This is a genomic window from Pseudomonas sp. CMR5c (assembly GCF_003850545.1).
GTDB classification, from domain to species: domain Bacteria; phylum Pseudomonadota; class Gammaproteobacteria; order Pseudomonadales; family Pseudomonadaceae; genus Aquipseudomonas; species Aquipseudomonas piscis.
This window is the reverse complement of record NZ_CP027705.1, coordinates 1,869,619-1,889,066: the sequence shown is the minus strand read 5'-3', so window position 1 is coordinate 1,889,066 and position 19,448 is coordinate 1,869,619. Positions and strand designations below refer to the sequence as shown.

Below are 19,448 nucleotides of genomic sequence, written 5' to 3'. Positions count from 1 at the left end.
GTAGCCGGCATCAGCCTTGCCGACACCCACCACCGGAGCCCATGGGCCCGGCGGCGAGGACATCAGGGATGGTCGACGCGAACCAGGGTCATGGCCCCGGCCAGCGGCCAGTCGCCCGCCAACTCCGCCAGGCTGGCGGTGTCCATGGCTTGGGGGTCACGCAGGTGGCCATGCTGCAACAGGCCGATCAGGCTGCCCACCAAGGGTTGGTGGCTGACCAGCAACAGGTTCTCGGCGCTGTCCAGTTGCTCCAGCACCCTCAGTGGATTGGTATCCGGGGTGAGCCAGGACACGGTACGCACCTCGCCCTCAAAGCCCAGGGCCTCGCGCACCAGGTGCGCGGTTTGCTGGGCCCGGACATAGGGACTGGCAAGGATCCCGGTGATGGGCAGGCCGATCAGTTGCGCGGCGCTGGCCAGCACCTGCTGCCGGCCATGGGCCGTCAGGTTGCGCTCGGCATCGGTGGCCGCATGGGCTTCGGCCTGGCCATGGCGCAATACCCAGAGCCTCACAGCTTGGGCTCCTCGTCACGCACCGGATGCGGCGCCGGAGGCACGCTGTGGGGCGCCTCGCCCTCCGGAGCCCGGGGCGCCGGCCAGTCGGCGAACGGCCAGGGCTTTTGTTCGGTGTGGAAACTGCCGAAGCGGCCGATCTGCGCCAGGAACTGGCTCAGGCTGTCGCCGAAGTTCATCAGGCTGGCATTGGGAGCGCCGTAGACCAATCGGTAGATGAGCTGCACTACCACCAGCGCCCCCAGGAGGAACTGCGCCACCTGCCACACCAGGGCGAACACCAGCATCCACAACACCCGCAGGAGAATGGATTCGTACTTGGCCTCGGAATTCGTATCGTTCATGTCTCGCTCCTGTACTGCTCAGTTGAATCCACTGGTGGAGATAAAGTCGACATCGGTTTTCGGTTCGCCGCGCATCAACAGCTCGATCACCTGGGCGAGCGTCCGGCCTTCGAACAGGATCGCGTGCAACCCGGCTACCAGCGGCATGTAGACCCCCAGCTCCTGGGCCTTGGCCTTGAGCACCTTGAGGGTGTTGACCCCTTCCGCCACTTCGCCCAGGCGGCTCACCGCCTCGTCCAGGCTCAGGCCCTGGCCCAGGGCGAAGCCCACCTGGTAGTTGCGGCTCTTGGGCGAGGAACAAGTGACGATCAGGTCGCCGACCCCGGCCAGGCCAAGGAAGGTCATGGGGTTGGCCCCCTGGCTCACGGCGAAGCGGGTCATTTCCGCCAGGGCCCGGGTGATCAACATGCTCTTGGTGTTTTCCCCCATGCCCAGGGCCACCGCCATGCCGGCGATGATTGCGTAGACGTTCTTCAAGGCGCCGCCCAGCTCGACGCCGAAGCGGTCGGCACTGGCGTAGACCCTGAAGGTACGGCCATGCAGCACCGCCTGGACTTCTTGGCACAGTTGCTCGTCCTCACTGGCCACCACCGTGGCGGTCAGGGCATGCTCGGCCACTTCGCGGGCCAGGTTGGGGCCCGAGAGCACGCCGATCCGCGCCTGGGGCGCGATGTCCTCGAGGATCTGGCTCATCAGCTTGAAGGTCTGGGCCTCGATGCCCTTGGTCAGGCTAACCAGCATCTTGCCGCTGAGTCGCTGTGCATGGGGCGCCAGCACCGCGCGCAGGGCACTGGAGGGCAAGGCGACGAAACACAGGTCGCTGTCCTCGAGGGTGGCCAGCAGGTCGGTGACCGGCTCCACCGCCGGGTGGATCTTGATGCCCTTGAGATAACGCGGATTCTCGCGATTGAGCCGAATGGCCTCGGCCTGCTCGGGATCACGCATCCACTGCCGCACCGCCTGGCCGTTCTCGGCCAGCAGGTTGGCCACGGCGGTACCGAAACTTCCGCCTCCCAGGACCGCAATAGGGCGCTGTTGTGTCATATGCAATCCGTTTTTCCATAGCAGTGGCGATGGCGGCATTATACGGGGCGGCCATCCGACCACCAGCCCCGGTCAACTGTCCGGGCGATCTGTCGGAAACCCGCGCAGACGCTCGGCGGATGCAGGCCCATCGAATGGAAAACTCGACCGTCTCGGTTAACATGCGCGCCATCTTTCACGTTTCAAGGCTGCGCCGTGCCCGCTGGTCCCTCCCCCCTTCGCCTGTCATTGCTGCTGGGCATGCTATCCGGTCATCCGGCGCTGGCCGAAGATCTGTTCGTCGACGACGGCGCACTGCCCCAGGTATTGACCGCCACCCGCCTGAAACAATCCCCCGCCGCAGTGCCCGGCAGCATGACCGTGCTGGACAACGAATTGATCAAGGCCAGCGGCGCCCGGGACATCAGCGAACTGCTGCGCCTGGTCCCGGGGATGATGGTCGGCGCCATCAGCGGCAACCAGGCCACGGTCAACTACCACGGCACCAGCGCCAGCGAAGCCCGGCGCATGCAGGTCCTGATCGACGGGCGCTCGGTGTATCGGGCCGGATTGGCCACCGTGGACTGGAGCGACATTCCGGTGGCCATGGAGGATATCGAGCGCATCGAGGTATTCCGCGGCCCCAATACCGTCAGCTACGGCGCCAACGCATTGATGGCGGTGGTCAACATCATTACCCGCTCGCCGGCCAACAGCCATGGCACGCGGATCAAGGTGACCCGTGGCCAGCGTGGCGTGGCCGACTGGTACGCCAGCCAGGGTACCGGCTGGGACGGCGGCGACCTGCGCCTGTCGCTTTCGGGCCAGGAGGACGATGGCTTCGACAAGCGCCAGGACGGGTCGGACTATCGCGACAGCCGGCGCCTGAACCGCATCAGCCTGGCGCTCGGCCAGATGCTCGACGAACGCCAGAGCATCGATTGGCAGTTCAATGCCAAGGAAGGCAGCAACCAGCGGCCTTACACCTATCAGCCGGTGTTCAGGGACTACGCCGAGAAAGGCTACAACTCCGACGTGATCGCCAAGGACTATGCGACCTCCCTGCGCTGGAACCTGGACCTGGACCCACGGCACAGCCTCTACGTCCAGGGCTCGGCCCAGCACTGGGATCGCCAGCAGACCTGGAGGGCTTGCGATGCGGCCCTGTCCTTCAGTCCCGAACTGGCGCGCCTGTGGCAGCTCAACCCGAACTACACCGAGCGCCTGGCGCGCAACATCGTCAACGTTACGTCCGTACCGCCTGGCACTGCGGCTGAAGAGGAACTCGCCAGTCAGGTCCTTCATCAATGGAGCAAAGAGGGAGGGAGCAACCCCGTCTGCGGCAATATCGACCAGAGCACCCGGGAAACCCGCTACGACCTGGAAATACAGGACACCCTGAGCCTCGCCGACGACCTGCGGCTGGTCAGCGGCATGAACTACCGCTACGACCGCGCCGACTCCGAGACCTATTTCAACGGCGTGCTGGATGACACCACCTGGCGCCTGTTCGGCCAGTTGGAATGGCGGGCCAGCGAACACTGGCTGATCCAGGGCGGGGCCATGTACGAAGACGCCCGGCTCACCGGCAACTCCCTGACCCCGCGGATCGCCGTCAACTACCTGATCAACCCGCGCCACGGGTTGCGGGCGGTGTACTCCGAAGCCATCCGTTCCCCGGACATGTTCGAGAACAACGTCAACTGGAGCTATCGGGTCACCGGCCTGAGCGCTCCGGTCTACGGCCAGAACAGCGCCCAGTACTTCGTCAAGACCCGCGGCCCCGGCGACCTCGACCAGGAACGCATGCGCTCCCGGGAGCTGGGCTACAACGGCTATTTCGTCGACCAGCGGCTGAACCTGGATATCAAGCTGTTCTACGACGAAATCAGCAGGATGGTCAGCGAGCCGCTGCGCAACAACCAGTACATCGCCAGCAACAGCAACTCGGCGCGTTTCACCGGCAGCGAAAGCCAGCTGGATTGGCAACTGAGCCGCGCCGACCGCCTGCGCCTGACCTACGCCTATGTCCATGCCCAGGCCAGCAACCGCCTGGACCAGCGCTTGAGCGCCAGCAACAGCGGCTCGGCCGGCTGGCTGCGCAACTGGGGCCAGGGCTGGTCCAGCGCGCTCTTCTATTATGGAGACAGCGCCCTCAACGGCTACCGTTTCCAGCGGGTCGATACCCGCGTCGCCAAGCGCCTGTCCCTGGGCAAGGCCGACCTGGAACTGGCCGGCACCTTGCAACAGCGGCTCGACCACCAGCCCGTCACCTTCGCCGACAACCGCTACGACTCCCGCCACACGTTGTACTTCAGCGCGGAGCTGGAGTTCTAGTATGGCTCGCTCGCGCAAGGGCCTGCCTCGACTCGGCTGGAGCCTGGTGCTGCTGGGCTGGCTGCTGTGCGCGCCGTTGCGCGCCGCCGAAGTGCTGCTGACCGCCAGTGAAGACAGCGACAGCGTGCGCAGCTTCGCCCGGGAACTGGCGGAGCTGCGCCCCCAGGACCAGGTGCGCTTCGAGCCGCTCGGGCAATTGCCCGCACCGGGCCTCTTGCCGGCGGCCACGCGCTTGATCCTGCTGGACCCGCAAAGCCTCGACTGGCGCCTGCAGGATGCGCAGGGCCCGGCGACCCTGGTGCTGCGCATCAGTCGCCTACAAGCCGCCCAACGCCTGCCAGGTACGCCGCAGCCCAGGCTCACCCTGCTGTGGAGCGACCCGCCCGGGGCCCGCCAGCTACGCCTGATCCGCGAGGTGCTGCCCCAGGTCCGCCGGGTGGGCGTGCTGTACAGCCAGGACAGCCGGTTCCTGCTCGAGGAACTGCGCCAGGCGGCGCGCGCCCAGGGGCTGGAGATCGTCGCCGAGGCCTGGGACGACATCGGCGACAGTCGTCCATTGCAGGAAGTGCTGCGCAACAGCGAAGTCTTGCTGGGCCTGGACGACCCCAGCCTGTACAACCCCAAGACCGTCAAGAACCTGCTGCTCAGCAGCTATGCCCGACAACAGGCCCTGATCGGGCCCAACGCCGGTTTCGTCAGGGCTGGCAGCCTGGCCAGCACCTACAGCGACCAGCAGGACTGGCTGCAAACCCTGGACCAGCTGCTGGACCGGCCACCAGCCCAATGGCCCCGTTCGCAGTACCCGGCGGCCTTCAAGGTATTGAGCAACCCACAGGTGGCACGCTCCCTGGGCATCGAGGAAATCGATCCTGAGGCCGTCGCCCGCCAGTTGAGCGAAGGAGAGAAACGCCCATGACATTGCGTCGCCGTTGGGATATCCAGGCCCGTACTCAGCTGATCAGCCTCGGCCCCGCGCTGCTCCTGACACTGTTGCTGATCAGCTTCTTCACTTTCGTGCGCATCCAGGACCTGCACCAGGAGCTGGACCACACCGGCCAGCTGATCGCCAACCAACTGGCCCCGGCCACCGAGTACGGGGTGATCTCCGGCAACAACGAGGGCCTGGAAAGCCTGTTGCAAGCGACCCTGAGCACGCCCCACGTGCAATTCCTGGAGGTCCAGGACAGCGCCAACAACATCCTGGTGTATGTCGAGCAGCCTTCGGCCAGCCATGACCATGCGAAACAGATCAAAGTGTTCCAGGCTCCCGTGCGGCTGCAGCGGATCCAGGTGCACAACGACTTCCTGCAAGAGGATCCGGGCAGCCTGGCCAGCCAGGGCGACGGCTACCTGGGGCGCGTGCTGGTCGGCATGTCCAACGACGCCTTCAGCCAGCGCCAACAGGAAATCGTCCTCAAGGCCGGGATCCTCGCCCTGTTCGCCCTGCTCTTCACCTTCCTGCTGGCCCGACGCCTGGCCGCCGGCCTGGCCCAGCCGATCAGGGCCATGAGCAACGCGGTCAAGGCGATCCAGGAAGGCGACTTCAAGACCCCGTTGCCGATCGTCGACGATGGCGAGCTGGGCAACCTGGCGCGGCACATCAACAACCTCGCGGCCGGCCTGGAACTGGCCAGCCGCGAACAGCAGCAGGCCATGTCCCAGTTGATCCAGACCCGGGAAGAAGCGGAACAGGCGAACAGGGCCAAGTCGGACTTCCTGGCGATGATGAGCCATGAGTTGCGCACGCCGATGAATGGCGTGCTGGGCATGCTGCAGTTGCTTGAAACCACCGAAATGACCCGCGAGCAACGCGAGTACGCGGCACTGGCCTCGGAATCCACCGAGCACTTGCTCAAGGTGATCAACGACATTCTCGACTTCTCGCGTATCGAGCGCTCGGCCCTGGAGCTGGAACACATTCCGTTCAACCTGGCCGAACTGATCGCCAGTTCGGCCCAGGCCTTCCAGCACAGTGCCCTGCAACGGGGCCTGGACCTGAAGTTGCGGCTGGCGCCGGGACTGGAGGCGTTGCAGGTCAAGGGCGATCCGACGCGGATCCGCCAGATCCTGGTCAACCTGGTCGGCAACGCGCTGAAGTTCACCGAACAAGGCAGCGTGACCATCGAAGCCCAGTGGCAGGCCCTGGACCACGAGCTCCTGTGGTTCACCTGTGCGGTGCGCGACAGTGGCATCGGCATCAACCCGGCCAGCCTGGAATCGATGTTCGACGCCTTCCAGCAGGCCGACAGCTCGATCTCCCGGCGCTATGGCGGCACCGGCCTGGGCCTGCCCATCGCCCGGACCCTGGCCGAGCGCATGGGCGGCACCCTGCGGGCCCAGAGCGAGGAAGGCCGGGGCTCGGTGTTCACCCTGGAAATCCCCCTGGCGCTGTTCCAGCAGACACTGCCGGTAGCGGCCCCACGGGCCAGCACCGCGGCGGACCAGGGCGCAGGCCGCAACGTGCTGCTGGTGGAGGACAACCCGGTGAACCAGACCGTGATCCAGGCCATGTTGCGCAGCCTGGGCTTCAGCGTGAGCATCGTCACCGATGGCGCCCAGGCGGTACGCAGTGCCGAAAGCCTGATTTTCGAGGCGATCCTGATGGATTGCCGGCTGCCGCTGGTCGACGGCTACGAGGCCACCCGGCAGATCCGGCAACTGCCCGGTTGTGCCGATCTGCCCATCATCGCGCTGACCGCCAATGCCCTCCAGGGTGACCGTGAGGCCTGCCTCGCGGCCGGCATGAACGACTATCTGGCAAAGCCCTTCAAGCGGGCGGATCTACAGCAAATTCTCCAACGTTGGGTGCAATAGCGGGCTATTTTCAAACATCTGCGACTGGCGTGGCGGGCGAAAGTGCGGCAGTCTTAGGCACCCGATGGGGCCCTGAAAAGGCCTCCGAAAAAAATTTCAGTGCACAAGTGTACATTCATGCCCTTTGCGCTGTGACTTTCACTACAACGCAATAGTCTATGAGTAGGCTGCCGGCTCGAGGCATGAACGCTTCGATCGGCCGGGAAGATTTGCCCAACCCTGCCGCACGGGACTATTGAGGAGCTCGCATGACCAAACAAAACGCCTTTACTCGGGAAGATCTGCTGCGCTGCAGTCGCGGTGAGCTGTTCGGCCCAGGTAATGCGCAACTGCCCGCCGGCAACATGCTGATGATCGATCGCATCACTCACATCAGCGGCGAAGGTGGCAAGTACGGCAAAGGTGAGTTGGTCGCCGAGCTGGATATCACTCCGGACCTGTGGTTCTTCGCCTGCCATTTCGAAGGCGACCCGGTGATGCCAGGCTGCCTGGGCCTGGATGCCATGTGGCAGCTGGTGGGTTTCTTCCTGGGCTGGCAAGGCCTCCCGGGCCGCGGTCGCGCCCTGGGCTCGGGAGAAGTCAAATTCTTCGGCCAGGTGCTGCCAAGCGCCAAGAAGGTCACCTATAACATCCATATCAAACGCGTCCTGAAGGGCAAGCTGAACCTGGCCATCGCCGATGGTTCGGTCAGCGTCGACGGCAAGGAAATCTACACTGCCGAAGGCCTGCGGGTCGGCGTGTTCACCTCCACTGACAATTTTTAAGGGTTATCCGCATGCGCCGCGTCGTTATCACTGGTCTGGGCATCGTTTCGTGCCTGGGCAATGACAAAGAGACCGTCTCCGCTAACCTGCGTGCAAGTCGCCCTGGCATCCGCTTCAACCCGGAATATGCCGAAATGGGTCTGCGTAGCCAGGTTTCCGGCTCCATTGACCTGAACCTCGAAGAACTGATCGATCGCAAGATCTACCGTTTCGTCGGTCACGCGGCGGCCTATGCCTACCTGGCCATGAAGGACGCCATTGCCGACTCCGGCCTGACCGAAGAGCAGGTATCCAATCCGCGCACCGGCCTGATCGCCGGCTCCGGCGGCGCCTCGACCCTGAACCAGATGGAAGCGCTGGACATCCTGCGCGAAAAAGGCGTCAAGCGCGTTGGCCCGTATCGCGTCACCCGGACCATGAGCAGCACCGTTTCCGCCTGCCTGGCCACGCCGTTCAAGATCAAGGGCCTGAACTACTCCATCGCTTCGGCCTGCGCCACCAGCGCCCACTGCATCGGCACCGCCATGGAGCAGATCCAGATGGGCAAGCAGGACATCGTGTTCGCCGGCGGCGGTGAAGAAGAGCACTGGACCCAGTCGTTCCTGTTCGACGCCATGGGCGCCCTGTCCACCCAGTACAACGAAACCCCGGAGAAAGCCTCCCGCGCCTACGACGCCCAGCGTGACGGTTTCGTCATCGCCGGCGGTGGCGGCATGGTGGTGGTCGAGGAGCTGGAACACGCCCTGGCCCGTGGCGCCAAGATCTACGCGGAAATCGTCGGCTACGGCGCCACTTCCGATGGCTACGACATGGTGGCTCCGAGCGGCGAAGGCGCCATCCGCTGCATGCAGATGGCCATGTCCACCGTCGACGCCCCGATCGACTACCTGAACACCCACGGCACTTCGACTCCGGTCGGTGACGTCGCCGAAATGAAAGGCGTGCGTGAAGTGTTCGGCGCCAAGGCTCCGGCCATCAGTTCCACCAAGAGCCTGTCGGGTCACTCCCTGGGCGCCGCCGGCGTTCACGAAGCGATCTACTGCATGCTGATGATGGAAGGCAACTTCATGGCCGGCTCGGCCAACATCGACGAGCTGGATCCGGAAGTGGCCGATATGCCGATCCTGACCAAGACCCGCGAAGACGTTGCCTTCAACACCGTGATGAGCAACAGCTTCGGCTTCGGCGGCACCAATGCCACCCTGGTCCTCAAGCGCTGGCAGGGCAAGTAGGCCCCGCCGTAGCCTGAAAAAAAGCCCCGACTGGTTCGGGGCTTTTTCTTGCCCGGGATTCACACCGAGAAACGCGCCACCATGGCGTTGAGATCCACCGCCAGGCGCGACAGCTCCTGGCTGGCGGCGCTGGTCTGGTTGGCCCCCGCCGAAGTCTGGTGGGCCAGGTCGCGGATATTCATCAGGTTGCGATCCACCTCCCGCGCCACCGCTGCCTGCTGCTCGGAGGCGCTGGCGATGACGGTGTTGCGCTCGTTGATCTCGGTGAAGGCCGAGGCGATTTCCTCCAGGGCCTGGCCGGCCGCCTTGGCCACTTCCAGGGTCGAGCGGGCGCGGCTGTTGCTCTGCTGCATGGAGTTGACCGCCAGGTCGGTGCCTTGCTGGATGCCCCCGATCATCTGTTCGATTTCCTGGGTCGATTGCTGGGTCCGATGGGCCAGGGCCCGTACCTCGTCGGCCACCACCGCGAAACCGCGCCCGGCATCCCCGGCCCGCGCCGCCTCGATGGCGGCATTCAGCGCCAGCAGGTTGGTCTGCTCGGCAATGGCGCGGATCACCTCCAGCACCTTGCTGATGCCGTAGACCTTCTGGGCCAGGTCTTCCACCTGGTTGGCGTTGGCCGTCACATCTTCCGCCAGCGACTCGATGGACAGCACCGTCTGCTGCACCTGCTCGCGCCCGTGCTTGGCGATCCGGTCGGACTCCCGGGAAGCCTGGGACGTGGCCACGGCATTGCTGGCCACCTCCTCCACTGCCGCGGTCATCTGGTTCACCGCCGTGGCCGCCTGTTCGATTTCCTGATTCTGCTGGTACAAGCCCCGGGTCGCATCCTCGGTGACGCTACTGAGCTCCTCAGAAGCCGAGGCCAGCTGGCTCGAAGAATCGGAGATCCGCTTGATGGTTTCCCGCAGGCTGTGCTGCATGGCCTTGAGCGCATGGAGCAAGCGCGCTGGCTCGTCCTTGCCGCTCACCCGGATATCGCCGGTCAGGTCGCCGCCGGCCACCACCTCGGCCACGCTCAACGATTGCGCCAGGGGCAGGACGATGCTGCGGGTCAGCAGCAACGCCAGGCCAACGGTCACCAGCGCCGCCGCCACGATCATCACCACCACCCAGATCCGCGACTTGCTGAACACCTCCTGGGCCAGGTCGGTGGCCTGGGTGGCGCTCTGCTTGTTCAGGTCGATCAGGTCATGCAGGGTGGCGGCCATTTCATCGGCCAACTGGTTCATCTCGCCGTTGACGACCTTGGCCGCCGCCTCCACCTGGTTCTGGCTGGAGTACTGCATGACCTGGGCCTGGCGCTCCAGGTACTGCTTCTCGATGGACTTGAAGCGATCGAACAGCACACGCTCCTGGGGCAGCACGATCAGCGATTCATAACGTCCCTGGGCAATGCCCAGGCCCTTCTTTATGTCGTTGATCTTGGCTTCGTTCTGGGCGATCGCCTGAGGATCGCGATTGATCAGCAGGCGCAAGGTCAAGGCGCGGACCCGCAGCAGGTCCTGGCTCATGTCACCAACGGACATGACGCTGGGCAACCAATTGCTCTCTACCTCATCGGATTGCTGGCGCATGTTGGCCATTTGCATCAGGGCGAATGCCCCGAGGATAAACATCATGAGCGCCAGCAAGCCAAAACCCAGGCTTGCCCGTGGCGCAATATTCAAACTTCTGAGGCTCATTCCTTTGGCTCCTTCCTAGAGCGCTGCAAGACTTGCAGCAGGGTGCTCTTAGACGGTATCGGGCCAGATGGAATTTGCGTAAGACGAAAAAGTGATATCAAAACGCCCAAGTACTTCGATACCTGGGCATAAAACGATTCAGCGCACCGAAAATCGCTGTTCTGCCAACAAACGGTCGCCCTGGAACACCATGAAGTGCCATTCACCCGGCACCACTTCGTGGCTTTCGGTGAACTCGTAGGCCATCACATCCTGAGGGGCATTGGGCACCAGCTTCTGGGTCACTTCCAGCTTGTCATGGCGCAAGCCATCAGGAGTGCGAATACCCGGCGTCAGGTACAACAGGGTCAGCGGCTGTCCGTCGGCGACCTTGCCCAGCAGTTGGTAGCGCATGCCGAACTTGGTGCCCAATCGGGCCGGTACCACGGCAGTCTGCTGGATCTTCTCGTTGCTGCGACGCAGCACCCGCTCCCCCGATTGCAGCTCGGCCTTGGGGCCTTCGAACACGCCGAACTCCACGGGGCCTTCGACACGGACCTCGGCACTGGCCAGGCCGCTGACGATCATCAGCGCCGCCAGGACGCTTGAACGAGTGAAATGCATATCGCGCTCCTTGATTGAGATGGCGCGAGCATATGAACCAAGGGTGACAAGCTGATGACAATCCGCCTGGACAGCGGCTCAGCGAGAAGCCGGGAGCACGGCCAGGAAATTGTCATGGGCCACCTTGCGGGCCACCTCGGCCGGCAGGGCATCGAGGAACCCATCGAAGCCGTGCAACTCCCGCCCCAGCTTGTCGAAACGCCCGACCACATCCGAGCCCAGCATGAAGCGCTCCGCATAGCGCTCCACCAAGCGCAGCCATTCCCGGCGCGGGGTGCCCTGCTCGTCCAGCAGATAGGGAGTGAGCAGGCTCCAGGACAGGTCTATGTAGAGGTTCGGGTAGCGCTCCAGCAACCGCTCCAGGGTCGGCAGCAGGAACTCCAGGCGCTCCTGGTGACGATGGATTTCGGCACTGGTACCCGCGTGGGCCCAGATGAACCGGGTCTGCGGATGCTGGCCCAAGGGCTCCTCTATCTCTGCCAGGTACAGGGGATTGCGCTCGCGCTTGGAGGTGATATTCGAATGCAGCATCACAGGCAGATCATGCTTCGCTGCCAGGCGATAGACCTTGGCCATGGCCTCGTTGTTGGCCCGTGGCGTATCGCCGTCGATCAACGCGGTGAGGTCGTCATGGCGAGTGAAGACCTCGCCGATGCCCTGCCACAACCCAGGATCGAGATCGAGCATGCGCTGGATATGGGCCGCGGAATTCTTGTCGTTGGGATTGAACCCCGAAAGGAACGGATGCAGGCGCCGGCGTTGCTCGACCGGTAGTTGCTTGACCGCGGCGGCCACCAACACATCGGTGGCGCTGTACCAGTAGGCACCGGCATCGTCCCCGGCGTAGTAGCGCGGACGCTTGGGTTCGTCCTCGTGCCATTTCTTGGCCACCGGGATCCCGGAGATCATCGCCTGCTCGACCCGGTTGTCGGCCATGGCCTTGAGCAAGGCCTGCATGCCCTGGGTTTCCTGGAAAAAATCGACATAGTGCAGGTGTGCATCGCTGTAGATGTAGTCCCGTGCCTGGGCTGCCGCCAGGGGCAGCATCAGCAGCAAAGACAGGCAGCTTGCGTGAAAATGGCTCCAGTGCACCGCTCAGGCTCCCGAGTATCGAAGCAGGATAGACCGTGGCGCCAGGTCGCAGGTTCAGAAAATGGGGAACACACGAGTCGTGCGATGCTCTATAACTTCAGCACCTTTAATGCCTGATTCCATCAATCACTGCCTGAGGTTTGCCATGACCATCACCGTCAACACCGAGTCCAGCGAAGGTTACCGCCACAGCATCCAGGTGGACGACCACCACTTCTTCACCGACCTGCCCAAGTCGGCAGGTGGCGAAGGTACCGCTCCCGAGCCCCATGATTACTTCGACGCCGCGCTGGGGGCATGCAAGGCCCTGACCCTCAAGCTCTATGCCCAGAAGAAGAACATCCCGCTCACCGGCGTCACGGTGGAGATCAAGCATGACAACAGCGAGGAAACCAAGGGCAAATACGCCCTGCATGTGAAGCTGACCCTCAAGGGCGTGCTCACCGATGCCCAGCGTGAAGAACTGCATCGAGTGGCCGATCGCTGCCCGATCCACAAGCTGATGACCACCAGCGAAGTGAGCATCGAGACCCACCTCTCCGAAGGCGCCTTCAGCCAGTAGCGCGCGGCCTGGGCAAGCGGGTTATGCTCCCAGGCATAACCCGACCAGCCTGGAGCCCGCCATGAATTCCCCCCTCGTGATCCGTCCCCGTGCCGAGGACGTCGAAGGCCAGCCCATCCTCCGCCCCCTGCCCTCGGCGCAATGTCGCAGCGTCGGGCCTTTCGTGTTCTTCGACCACATGCTGGAAACCACCTATCCGGCGGGCAAGGGCATGAACATCCGCCAACACCCGCATATCGGCCTGTCCACCCTGACCTACCTGTTCAGCGGGCAGATCCAGCACAAGGACAGCCTGGGTTCGGACCAGGTCGTCGAGGCCGGGGACGTCAGCTGGATGACCGCCGGCAGCGCCATCGCCCACGTCGAGCGCACGCCATCGGCGCAACTGGACCGGGAGCGGCGCATGCATGGTCTACAGGTATGGCTGGCTTCGCCCCGGGACCAGGAACAGGGACCGGGGCACTACAGCCATCACCCCGCTGCCAGCCTGCCGGTGAACGACAACCTCGGCGTGAGCATCCGCATGATCGCCGGCCATGGCTTCTGCCTGGAGTCGCCAGTGCCGGTGCTGTCCCCGACCCTGTACGCCGAACTGCAGCTGCAAACCGCCACCAGTCTGCTGATTCCTACCGAGCATCAGGAACGGGCACTGTACGTGCTGGCAGGCGAGGCCCAGCTGGATGGCCAGCCGGTGGAGCTGAATACGCTGGTGATCCTGCCGGAAGGCGAAACCGCGACCCTGTTCGCCGAAAGCGATTGCCATGCGGTGTTGATCGGTGGCGCGCCCCTGGACGGGCCACGCCGGATCAACTGGAACTTCGTCGCCAGCGATCCGGCCCTGATCGACGAGGCCCGCCGGCGCTGGGCGGCCGGGGACTGGCCGCAGGTACCGGGAGAAAGCGAGCGGCTAGAGCTGCCAGCGGGCAAACGCTGAGCCCTCCCGCCCGCCACGGCCGTGGCATGGGTCGTGGCGGGCGCAGGAGCAGTTGTCAGCCCCGGAACACTTCCTCGAGCAGGTGATGCATGGTGGCGAAGGCCCGGCCGGAAACCTTGGCGTCGTACATCATCTTGCCCGGCACATTGGCATGGGTATCGGTGAAGGAATGCACCGCGCCACCGTAGCTCACCAGTTGCCAGTCCACCCCGGCGGCATCCATCTCCGCCTCGAAGGCCGGCAGTTGTTCCTTGGCCACGAACGGATCGGCCGCACCATGCAGTACCAGCACCGCGCCCTTGATATTGCGCGCATCGGCGGGCTCGGGAGTATCCAGGGTGCCGTGGAAAGACACTGCCGCCTTCACCGGTGCGCCGCTGCGAGCCAGCTCCAGGGCACAGCAGCCACCAAAGCAGAAACCGAAGGTCGCCAGCTTCGAGGTGTCGACTGGCGCCTCCCCTTGGGCCTGCAAGGCCGCGAACGAGGCCTGCATACGCTTGCGCAGCAGCGCGCGGTCATCCTTCAAGGGAGTCATCGCCGCCCCCGCTTCGTTGAAGTCACGAGGCCTCAGCGCCTGGCCATACAGGTCGGCGACCAGCACCACATAACCCTTGGCAGCGACATCCTCGGCGATCTTCTGCGCGCCGGCGGTAACCCCCATCCAGTTCGGCGCCATCAGCAAGCCCGGGCGGGGCCCCTTGTGGGCGGCATCGAAGGCCAGGCGGCCCTCATAGGGTTGTCCATCGACCTGATACACCACGGAACGCACGGTGATTTGACTCATGATTCAGCTCCTCCAGCAAAGGGACACCAGAATGAAAAAACCCGCCGTTAGGGCGGGTTTTTCTTGCTACTTGATTAAACCGACAGCTCGACCAGGAGCTTGTTCAACCGGCGGACATAAGCCGCTGGGTCTTTCAAGCTATCACCGGCCGCCAGGGCAGCCTGGTCGAAGAGGATGTGCGACAGGTCGCCAAAACGCTCTTCGCTCTGCTCGCCGTCGAGCTTCTCGATCAACGGATGGCTCGGGTTGAACTCGAAGATCGGCTTGGAGTCCGGCACCTTCTGCCCGCTGGCTTCGAGGATCTGGCGCATCTGCAAGCCCAGGTCCTGTTCACCGATGGCCAGGATCGCCGGCGAATCGGTCAGGCGGTGGGAAACCCGCACTTCGCTGACGTTCTCGCCCAGGGCGGTCTTGATCCGCTCCACCAGGCCTTCCTTGCTCTTGGCGACTTCCTCGGCGGCCTTCTTGTCCTCTTCGGAGTCCAGGTTGCCCAGGTCCAGGTCACCACGTGCCACGTCGACAAAGCTCTTGCCGTCGAACTCGTTGAGGTAGCTCATCAGCCACTCGTCGATCCGGTCGGTAAGCAGCAGCACTTCGATGCCTTTCTTGCGGAAGACTTCCAGGTGCGGGCTGTTCTTGACCTGAGCGTAGGATTCGCCAGTGAGGAAGTAGATCTTGTCCTGGCCTTCCTTGGCACGCGCCAGGTATTCGGCCAGGGAAACGTTTTGCTCACCGTCTTCATCCTGGGTAGAAGCGAAGCGCAGCAGGCCGGCGATCTTCTCCTTGTTGGCGAAGTCCTCGGCCGGGCCTTCCTTCATCACCTGGCCGAAGTTCTTCCAGAAGCCCTTGTATTGCTCCGGCTCGTTCTTGGCCAGCTTCTCCAGCATGTCCAGTACGCGTTTGGTCAGCGCCGACTTCATCGAATCGATGATCGGGTCTTTCTGCAGGATCTCGCGGGAGACGTTCAGCGACAGGTCGTTGGAATCCACCACGCCCTTGATGAAGCGCAGGTACAGCGGCAGGAAGGATTCGGCCTGGTCCATGACGAACACGCGCTGCACGTAGAGCTTGAGGCCCTTCGGTGCTTCACGCTGGTACAGGTCGAACGGCGCGCGGGCCGGTACGTACAGCAGCGAACTGTATTCCAGCTTGCCTTCGACCTTGTTGTGGCTCCAGCTCAGCGGGTTCTCGAAGTCATGGGCGATGTGCTTGTAGAACTCCTGGTATTCCTCGTCCTTGATCTCGGTACGCGGACGGGTCCACAGGGCACTGGCACGGTTGACGGTTTCCCACTCCAGCGCCGGCTGCTCTTCGCCTTCGGCAGCCGCGGCTTCCTTGGGCAGTTCGATCGGCAGGGCAATATGGTCGGAGTACTTCTTGATGATGTTGCGCAGGCGCCAGCCATCGGCGAACTCGTCTTCGCCGGACTTCAGGTGCAGGACGATGCGGGTGCCACGCTCGGCCTTGTCGATGGTAGCGACTTCGAACTCGCCTTCACCCTTGGACGACCAGTGCACGCCCTCGCTGGCGGCCAGGCCGGCACGACGGCTGAACACTTCGACCTGGTCGGCGACGATGAACGCGGAGTAGAACCCGACGCCGAACTGGCCGATCAGGTGCGAATCCTTCTTCTGGTCGCCGGTGAGGTTCTTCATGAAATCGGCGGTGCCGGACTTGGCGATGGTCCCCAGGTGGGTGATCACATCTTCACGGCTCATGCCGATGCCGTTGTCTTCGAGAGTGACGGTCTTGGCGTCCTTGTCGAAGCTCACGCGGATTTTCAGCTCGGCGCCACCTTCCAGCAACTCGGGCTTGGACAGGGCTTCGAAGCGCAACTTGTCGACCGCGTCGGAGGCGTTCGAGATCAGCTCACGCAGGAAGATTTCCTTGTTGGAATACAACGAATGGATCATGAGGTGCAGCAGTTGCTTCACCTCGGTCTGGAAGCCCAGGGTTTCCTTTTGAGTTTCCACACTCATGGTCATCAAACTCCAATCAGATGGCATTGGCCGCACTCCGGAAGCGGTGAGCGGCGGGATGACATGAAAGTGGGGATCACTCGGCAGATTTCAAGAGCCGGTCCGATCCTGGATCTTGAAATGTGCACGAGCGGTGGCGATCGGCTCGTCGGCAGTGCTCTGCCACGCCGTAATCGCGACATTGGCCACCCGCCGCCCCTGGCGGCATACCTGGCAACGGGCGAAGGTGTCGCGAAAGCGCCCGGCGCTCAGGTAGTCCAGGGAAAAGTCGATGATCTTCGGCACCTCGGGAGAACCGGTGAAGATCAACAAGTGCAGGGCTGCCGCCAATTCCATGAAGCCGGCGATCACCCCGCCATGCAGCGCCGGCAACAAGGGATTGCCGATGTTGTCCTTGTTGGCCGGCAGGCGAAACAGCAACTCGTCGCCCAGGCGCGAACACTCGATACCGATCAACGCGGCGTAGGGAATCCCCTGCAGCAAGGCTGCGTACTCGCCCTGGCGGTGGGCCTGCTCCAGCAGGGTCTTGAGATTCTCGCTCATGCCCGCTCTCCCTTGCTGGCAGCGAAAGCGCCCGGCAAGCCCTTGCCCATGCGCATGAAGGTTCCTACCACATGGGCCACCGGATGCTCGGGATCGTCCTGGTAGGCAAAACCTCGGGTGAAAATCACATCGGTGGTGACCCTGTAACACTGGGCAAACCCGTGCACGGCCTGATGCGGTTGCGCCGGGTGCATATAGTCTATGCGTAGGTCCAGGGTCGGGCACACCTCGAACTCCGGCAGTACACAAAGGGTGGCCAGGCCGCAGGCGGTGTCCATCAGCGTGGTCAGGGCCCCGCCATGGATGACCCCGCTCTGGGGGTCGCCCACGATTTGCGGGCTATAGGGCAAGGTCAGGGTCAGCCCCTCCGGGGAGGCGCTATGGACGCCGATACCCAGCACCTGGCAGTGGCGCAGCGCGGAAATAAAGCGCTGTGCTCGTTCGAAGATTAGATCTTGCGCCATGGCGAATGCCTCTAGTTATTGTCTGGAATGTGCGCTCGATAAAGTAAAAAAGTTCCGTGACATCAATCTTTAATATATCTGCGCAGCCAAGGAACTTAAGTCACAAGGCCATGATCGAAAGGCCAGTAGATATCTTCACTCAGGAGAAACACCCCATGCGTAAGACTTTAGCTATTGCCCTGATGCTGACCGCTTCCCTCGGTCTGGCTGCCTGCGACAAGAAATCCGAGGACAAAGCTCAAGATGCCAACCAACATGCTGAGCAAGCCCAACAGAAAATGAACGAAGCTCAGGATAAGGTGAACGACGCAGCCAAGGAAAACGCCGAAGCTGCCAAAGATCAGGCTGAATCCAACAAGGCTGCAGCCGAAGAAGCCGCTAAGGAAGCAGCACCTAAAACCAACTAAGTCGGTTTTAGCGCAGTACAGAATAAAGCCCGCCAAGTGCGGGCTTTATTTTTTCGGCGTAACTTCTATGCCAACAACCAACGAAAAGTTGGACTAAGCATCAATAACAAAGAACACGACAGGCCAACTCCCCAGGCCAGGCTCCGCTGCCACGCCAGGTCGGCCAGATAACACCCCAAGTAAAGCACACGGGCAACCACGAAGACGATCGCCAGCGTATCGATCAACCAACCCTGGGTCTGCGTGGTGTGTGCCATCAACACGCCCACGGCGAACAGGATGAACGCTTCGAAACTGTTCTGGTGCGCCGCCAGGGCTCGGGCACCACGCCCGCTCAACCGGGCCTGTTGCAGGCGCGGAAGATGGTTGTCGTAGCCGCCCTGCTCCTTCATGGCCTTGGCCACAGGCATCCGCGCAATGAAGATCAACAACGCACTGATAAACACGCACCAGAACGGAATGGTCATCAGTTGCTCTCCTTGTTCACCTCGGGCAATGGCGCCTCTGTAGGGGTATAGACCATGACGTCCAGAACGTCGGAATGGAACTCGCGACGATAGAGCACCAGCACCACCCCACTGCTCATCAACATGAACAACCAGGGACTGACGAACCAGGCCAGCATGCTCATGCCGAAGTAATACGAGCGCAGGCCAAAGTTGAACTGGTTGGCCGCCATGGAAATCACCCGCGCGGCGCGGGCGGCAAAGGCCTTGCGCTCCTGCTCGGAGACATGCCGCTCACCGATCATCGGCGCCGAACCCACCAGCACCGCGGCGAAGTTGTATTGGCGCATGCACCAACTGAAGGTGAAGAAGGCATAGACGAACACCAGCGCCAGGCACAGCAACTTGATTTCCGACATGCCCTGGGATGCCTGCTGGACCATGGGGATGTCGGCCAGCAGCGAGACCGCGCGCTCCGATGCTCCCAGCACAGTGATGATGCCGGCCAGGATGATCAGGGTACTGGAGGCGAAGAACGAAGCATTGCGCTCCAGGTTACCGATCACACTGGCATCGGCGATGCGGTTGTCCCGCAACAGCATGCGGCGCATCCAGTCTTCGCGATACAGGTGCAGGACGCTGGCCAGGCAAGGTGTGTCACGGCCTTTCCAGGTGGCATAGCGGGTGTAGCCGCCCCAACAAACGATGAACCAGAGGGCGGCCAATAGGTGGATCTGGTTGGCTTGGATGAACGACATGCAAATTCCTGTGGGCATTGGCGAAAGCTGGGAGCAATGTTTCGACGCCTCGCCAGAGAAAAAGACACCGCGCAAGTCCCATAAAAAATGCCCCGTATCGATGGATACGGGGCATTTTCAACAGCGCTGGCCGACCGCTCGTGACGGCCGGTGAACACAGGTCAA

At 63.0% G+C, this 19,448-nt stretch carries 21 protein-coding genes; 9 read left to right on the top strand and 12 right to left on the bottom strand.

The annotated features are described in order from the left end of the window. Nucleotides 1-62 precede the first annotated feature (62 nt). The 3 genes from sixA to C4K40_RS08810 are packed head-to-tail and all read right to left on the bottom strand — an operon-like array spanning nt 63 to nt 1,900. Complete coding sequence (gene sixA / locus C4K40_RS08820) at nt 63-512, bottom strand: phosphohistidine phosphatase SixA (protein ID WP_053134982.1); 450 nt, start codon at nt 510-512, stop codon at nt 63-65. Continuing rightward, complete coding sequence (locus C4K40_RS08815; RefSeq protein WP_022643127.1) at nt 509-856, bottom strand: DUF4389 domain-containing protein; 348 nt, start codon at nt 854-856, stop codon at nt 509-511. The genes sixA and C4K40_RS08815 overlap by 4 nt, the downstream gene beginning before the upstream one ends. 18 nt (nt 857-874) lie before the next feature. Beyond that, on the bottom strand, nt 875-1,900 hold the full coding sequence (locus tag C4K40_RS08810) for an NAD(P)H-dependent glycerol-3-phosphate dehydrogenase (RefSeq protein ID WP_053134985.1): 1,026 nt from the start codon (nt 1,898-1,900) through the stop codon (nt 875-877). Between the two features lie 240 nt (nt 1,901-2,140). Here C4K40_RS08810 and C4K40_RS08805 point away from each other — a divergent pair, with 240 nt between their 5' ends. The 5 genes from C4K40_RS08805 to fabB all read left to right on the top strand — a co-directional run bounded on the left by C4K40_RS08805 (nt 2,141) and on the right by fabB (nt 9,026). After that, a complete protein-coding gene (locus C4K40_RS08805; RefSeq protein ID WP_053134988.1) occupies nt 2,141-4,216 on the top strand; it encodes a TonB-dependent siderophore receptor in 2,076 nt (691 codons plus the stop codon). Nucleotide 4,217: 1 nt separating this feature from the next. Continuing rightward, nucleotides 4,218-5,132: an ABC transporter substrate-binding protein gene (locus tag C4K40_RS08800; protein ID WP_053134991.1), complete on the top strand. Its 915-nt coding sequence runs from the start codon at nt 4,218-4,220 to the stop codon at nt 5,130-5,132. Further along, a complete protein-coding gene (locus C4K40_RS08795) occupies nt 5,129-7,030 on the top strand; it encodes an ATP-binding protein (protein WP_022643123.1) in 1,902 nt (633 codons plus the stop codon). The genes C4K40_RS08800 and C4K40_RS08795 overlap by 4 nt, the downstream gene beginning before the upstream one ends. A gap of 248 nt (nt 7,031-7,278) precedes the next feature. Beyond that, entirely contained in the window at nt 7,279-7,794 is a 516-nt protein-coding gene (gene fabA, locus C4K40_RS08790; protein ID WP_022643122.1) for a 3-hydroxyacyl-[acyl-carrier-protein] dehydratase FabA, read from the top strand. 11 nt (nt 7,795-7,805) lie between these two features. Beyond that, nucleotides 7,806-9,026: a beta-ketoacyl-ACP synthase I gene (fabB, locus tag C4K40_RS08785; protein WP_022643121.1), complete on the top strand. Its 1,221-nt coding sequence runs from the start codon at nt 7,806-7,808 to the stop codon at nt 9,024-9,026. Nucleotides 9,027-9,085: 59 nt separating this feature from the next. On the opposite strand, the gene C4K40_RS08780 is transcribed toward fabB, so the two are convergent. The 3 genes from C4K40_RS08780 to C4K40_RS08770 form a co-directional block, all read right to left on the bottom strand. Next, entirely contained in the window at nt 9,086-10,711 is a 1,626-nt protein-coding gene (locus C4K40_RS08780) for a methyl-accepting chemotaxis protein (protein ID WP_053134994.1), read from the bottom strand. A gap of 138 nt (nt 10,712-10,849) precedes the next feature. Next, nucleotides 10,850-11,314 (bottom strand): DUF3859 domain-containing protein, encoded by a 465-nt coding sequence (locus tag C4K40_RS08775; protein WP_053134999.1) that lies wholly within the window; start codon nt 11,312-11,314, stop codon nt 10,850-10,852. Between the two features lie 78 nt (nt 11,315-11,392). Continuing rightward, nucleotides 11,393-12,361 (bottom strand): amidohydrolase family protein, encoded by a 969-nt coding sequence (locus C4K40_RS08770; protein WP_053135697.1) that lies wholly within the window; start codon nt 12,359-12,361, stop codon nt 11,393-11,395. A gap of 190 nt (nt 12,362-12,551) precedes the next feature. On the opposite strand from C4K40_RS08770, the gene C4K40_RS08765 reads away from it, so the two are divergent. Then, complete coding sequence (locus tag C4K40_RS08765) at nt 12,552-12,968, top strand: OsmC family protein (protein WP_053135001.1); 417 nt, start codon at nt 12,552-12,554, stop codon at nt 12,966-12,968. Nucleotides 12,969-13,029: 61 nt separating this feature from the next. Continuing rightward, nucleotides 13,030-13,902, top strand: a complete 873-nt coding sequence (locus C4K40_RS08760) for a pirin family protein (RefSeq protein WP_022643116.1) — start codon at nt 13,030-13,032, stop codon at nt 13,900-13,902. Between the two features lie 55 nt (nt 13,903-13,957). Here C4K40_RS08760 and C4K40_RS08755 read toward each other — a convergent pair whose 3' ends face one another. From C4K40_RS08755 to C4K40_RS08740, 4 genes are all read right to left on the bottom strand, one after another. Next, nucleotides 13,958-14,686, bottom strand: coding sequence for a dienelactone hydrolase family protein (locus C4K40_RS08755; protein WP_022643115.1), 729 nt, complete (start codon nt 14,684-14,686; stop codon nt 13,958-13,960). A 74-nt stretch (nt 14,687-14,760) separates the two neighbouring features. Further along, nucleotides 14,761-16,665, bottom strand: a complete 1,905-nt coding sequence (gene htpG, locus C4K40_RS08750; RefSeq protein WP_053135700.1) for a molecular chaperone HtpG — start codon at nt 16,663-16,665, stop codon at nt 14,761-14,763. 90 nt (nt 16,666-16,755) lie between these two features. Further along, on the bottom strand, nt 16,756-17,208 hold the full coding sequence (locus C4K40_RS08745) for a PaaI family thioesterase (protein ID WP_022643113.1): 453 nt from the start codon (nt 17,206-17,208) through the stop codon (nt 16,756-16,758). Beyond that, entirely contained in the window at nt 17,205-17,672 is a 468-nt protein-coding gene (locus C4K40_RS08740; protein ID WP_022643112.1) for a PaaI family thioesterase, read from the bottom strand. The genes C4K40_RS08745 and C4K40_RS08740 overlap by 4 nt, the downstream gene beginning before the upstream one ends. A 155-nt stretch (nt 17,673-17,827) precedes the next feature. Here C4K40_RS08740 and C4K40_RS08735 point away from each other — a divergent pair, with 155 nt between their 5' ends. Further along, the gene (locus C4K40_RS08735) at nt 17,828-18,079 is read left to right on the top strand and encodes a hypothetical protein (RefSeq protein WP_031321215.1); all 252 of its coding nucleotides are present in this window, start codon (nt 17,828-17,830) and stop codon (nt 18,077-18,079) included. Nucleotides 18,080-18,144: 65 nt separating this feature from the next. On the opposite strand, the gene C4K40_RS08730 is transcribed toward C4K40_RS08735, so the two are convergent. Together C4K40_RS08730 and C4K40_RS08725 are read right to left on the bottom strand one after the other, a co-directional pair. Continuing rightward, complete coding sequence (locus C4K40_RS08730; protein ID WP_053135004.1) at nt 18,145-18,546, bottom strand: MAPEG family protein; 402 nt, start codon at nt 18,544-18,546, stop codon at nt 18,145-18,147. Further along, nucleotides 18,546-19,283, bottom strand: coding sequence for a DUF599 domain-containing protein (locus C4K40_RS08725; protein ID WP_053135006.1), 738 nt, complete (start codon nt 19,281-19,283; stop codon nt 18,546-18,548). The genes C4K40_RS08730 and C4K40_RS08725 overlap by 1 nt, the downstream gene beginning before the upstream one ends. Here C4K40_RS08725 and C4K40_RS31520 point away from each other — a divergent pair. Then, a complete protein-coding gene (locus tag C4K40_RS31520) occupies nt 19,273-19,437 on the top strand; it encodes a hypothetical protein (RefSeq protein ID WP_157064366.1) in 165 nt (54 codons plus the stop codon). The genes C4K40_RS08725 and C4K40_RS31520 overlap by 11 nt on opposite strands. Nucleotides 19,438-19,448: the final 11 nt, after the last annotated feature.

What these genes read in the sequence shown, in the direction of transcription:
- C4K40_RS08795 (WP_022643123.1), top strand. Translation starts at nt 5,129, where the DNA reads ATGACATTGCGTCGCCGTTGGGATATCCAGGCCCGTACTCAGCTGATC.
- C4K40_RS08765 (WP_053135001.1), top strand. Translation starts at nt 12,552, where the DNA reads ATGACCATCACCGTCAACACCGAGTCCAGCGAAGGTTACCGCCACAGC.
- C4K40_RS08805 (WP_053134988.1), top strand. Translation starts at nt 2,141, where the DNA reads ATGCTATCCGGTCATCCGGCGCTGGCCGAAGATCTGTTCGTCGACGAC.
- C4K40_RS08800 (WP_053134991.1), top strand. Translation starts at nt 4,218, where the DNA reads ATGGCTCGCTCGCGCAAGGGCCTGCCTCGACTCGGCTGGAGCCTGGTG.
- C4K40_RS08735 (WP_031321215.1), top strand. Translation starts at nt 17,828, where the DNA reads ATGCGTAAGACTTTAGCTATTGCCCTGATGCTGACCGCTTCCCTCGGT.
- C4K40_RS08725 (WP_053135006.1), bottom strand. Translation starts at nt 19,283, where the DNA reads ATGTCGTTCATCCAAGCCAACCAGATCCACCTATTGGCCGCCCTCTGG.
- C4K40_RS08755 (WP_022643115.1), bottom strand. Translation starts at nt 14,686, where the DNA reads ATGAGTCAAATCACCGTGCGTTCCGTGGTGTATCAGGTCGATGGACAA.
- fabB (WP_022643121.1), top strand. Translation starts at nt 7,806, where the DNA reads ATGCGCCGCGTCGTTATCACTGGTCTGGGCATCGTTTCGTGCCTGGGC.
- C4K40_RS08730 (WP_053135004.1), bottom strand. Translation starts at nt 18,546, where the DNA reads ATGACCATTCCGTTCTGGTGCGTGTTTATCAGTGCGTTGTTGATCTTC.
- C4K40_RS08760 (WP_022643116.1), top strand. Translation starts at nt 13,030, where the DNA reads ATGAATTCCCCCCTCGTGATCCGTCCCCGTGCCGAGGACGTCGAAGGC.
- htpG (WP_053135700.1), bottom strand. Translation starts at nt 16,665, where the DNA reads ATGAGTGTGGAAACTCAAAAGGAAACCCTGGGCTTCCAGACCGAGGTG.
- C4K40_RS08745 (WP_022643113.1), bottom strand. Translation starts at nt 17,208, where the DNA reads ATGAGCGAGAATCTCAAGACCCTGCTGGAGCAGGCCCACCGCCAGGGC.
- fabA (WP_022643122.1), top strand. Translation starts at nt 7,279, where the DNA reads ATGACCAAACAAAACGCCTTTACTCGGGAAGATCTGCTGCGCTGCAGT.
- C4K40_RS08775 (WP_053134999.1), bottom strand. Translation starts at nt 11,314, where the DNA reads ATGCATTTCACTCGTTCAAGCGTCCTGGCGGCGCTGATGATCGTCAGC.
- C4K40_RS08770 (WP_053135697.1), bottom strand. Translation starts at nt 12,361, where the DNA reads ATGCTGCCCCTGGCGGCAGCCCAGGCACGGGACTACATCTACAGCGAT.
- C4K40_RS08740 (WP_022643112.1), bottom strand. Translation starts at nt 17,672, where the DNA reads ATGGCGCAAGATCTAATCTTCGAACGAGCACAGCGCTTTATTTCCGCG.
- C4K40_RS08780 (WP_053134994.1), bottom strand. Translation starts at nt 10,711, where the DNA reads ATGAGCCTCAGAAGTTTGAATATTGCGCCACGGGCAAGCCTGGGTTTT.
- C4K40_RS08810 (WP_053134985.1), bottom strand. Translation starts at nt 1,900, where the DNA reads ATGACACAACAGCGCCCTATTGCGGTCCTGGGAGGCGGAAGTTTCGGT.
- C4K40_RS31520 (WP_157064366.1), top strand. Translation starts at nt 19,273, where the DNA reads ATGAACGACATGCAAATTCCTGTGGGCATTGGCGAAAGCTGGGAGCAA.
- C4K40_RS08815 (WP_022643127.1), bottom strand. Translation starts at nt 856, where the DNA reads ATGAACGATACGAATTCCGAGGCCAAGTACGAATCCATTCTCCTGCGG.